Source organism: Mailhella sp., assembly GCF_057866825.1.
This window is the reverse complement of sequence record NZ_DBMAHT010000118.1, coordinates 4,719-6,136: the sequence shown is the minus strand read 5'-3', so window position 1 is coordinate 6,136 and position 1,418 is coordinate 4,719. Positions and strand designations below refer to the sequence as shown.

Below are 1,418 nucleotides of genomic sequence, written 5' to 3'. Positions count from 1 at the left end.
AGCTGCGGTATCGGAGTTTGGACAGGCACTTGCGGGGCGAGTTTGGGGAGAAGGTGCAGAAGATCACGCTGGATGCCGGGTCGGGGTGTCCGAACCGGGACGGAACGCTGAGCGTGGGCGGGTGTGTGTTCTGCAACGCGGAGGGATCCGGGCCGGGCGTGGGTCTGGGGAGCTTTCGGGAGCAGTGGGAGCGCTGGCGGTCGCGGTACGCGGCCATGCCCAGAATGAAGGGCACGCGTTTGTTTCTGGGGTATGTGCAGTCGTTTACCAACACGTACGGGCCGGCGTCGCGGCTGTCGGCCATGCTGAAGGAGCTGGAAGCGCTGCCCGGGCTGGTTGGAGCGTGCATCGGCACGCGCCCCGACTGCCTGGACGAAGAGAAAATACGGCTGCTGGCGTCGGTGCCGTGGCGGGAATTCTGGCTGGACGTGGGCGTGCAGACGTGCAGCGACGCCACGCTCCGGCGCGTGAATCGCGGGCACACGGCGCAGGATTCGGAAAGGGCGCTCAGGCTGGCGGCGCGTTTTGGCGTGAAGACGTGCGCGCATCTGATGGCGGGGCTTCCGGGCGAGGACGGTGAGGACTTTTTGAAGTCGGCGCGCTGGCTTTCGGGCCTGCCCGTGGACGGGGTGAAGCTGCACAATCTGTACGTGCCGAAGGGCGCGGCCGTGGAACGGGCGTGGAAGAGCGGCGAGCTGCGCCTGCTCGATCAGGAGGAATACGCGCTTTTGGCGGCGCGGGCGCTCACGCTGCTGCCGTCGAACGTCGTGATTCACAGGCTCTGCGCGGATCCCGCGCCCGGTGAACTTGTCGCTCCCGCCTGGGCGGCGGACAAGCGCCGCACCCTCGACATGATCGACGCCGTGCTGACCTATAACGACTGGTGGCAGGGCAAGACCTGCGACGCGCCGGAGCGGAATCCCTTCCTTGACTGAGGTTTTTCCGAGGCTGAGCGTGCTTCCAGACGATGGGCCTGCTTCCCGATGATGGAGGAATTGCCCGGTCGTCCTTCCGTTTTTTTTCGCATTCCCCCGTTTCTGTCCGCGCTTTGTTTTTCGGCGCTTTCCGAGGGCTCTTTCCGACGTGCTCGCGCGGGATTTTCCCCGTTTCCTTTCCCGGCGCTTCCGCTTTTTCCTCGCGCCTTCTCGCCCCGCGGCGACGTCCCGTCAGACATGACCGAGAGCCCCCTCCCGCCCGCGGCTGCGCCCGGCGGCCCCCTGTGCTTCCTCTGCGTCCTCCGTTCCCCCGCCGTGCGGCAGATCTCAACGCGAAAGCTCCCACATGCTTCCTCCGCGTCTCCCGTCGGTTCCGGTCCGTCCCTCCGTTTTCCCCTGTCCCGCCTCGGCAAAGCGAGGTTTGCCGGAGAAATGTCGTTTTCACCCATTAAAAATATTGACAAGAGCGCAAATACGATGGAA

At 65.2% G+C, this 1,418-nt stretch carries 1 protein-coding gene; it reads left to right on the top strand.

All coding sequences use genetic code 11. The features are described from left to right. Positions 1-935, top strand: a 935-nt coding sequence (gene mnmL / locus ACZM96_RS09045; RefSeq protein WP_489488652.1) for a tRNA modification radical SAM protein MnmL/YtqA, incomplete at its 5' end; no start/stop codon positions are given. Between the last annotated feature and the right edge of the window lie 483 nt (positions 936-1,418).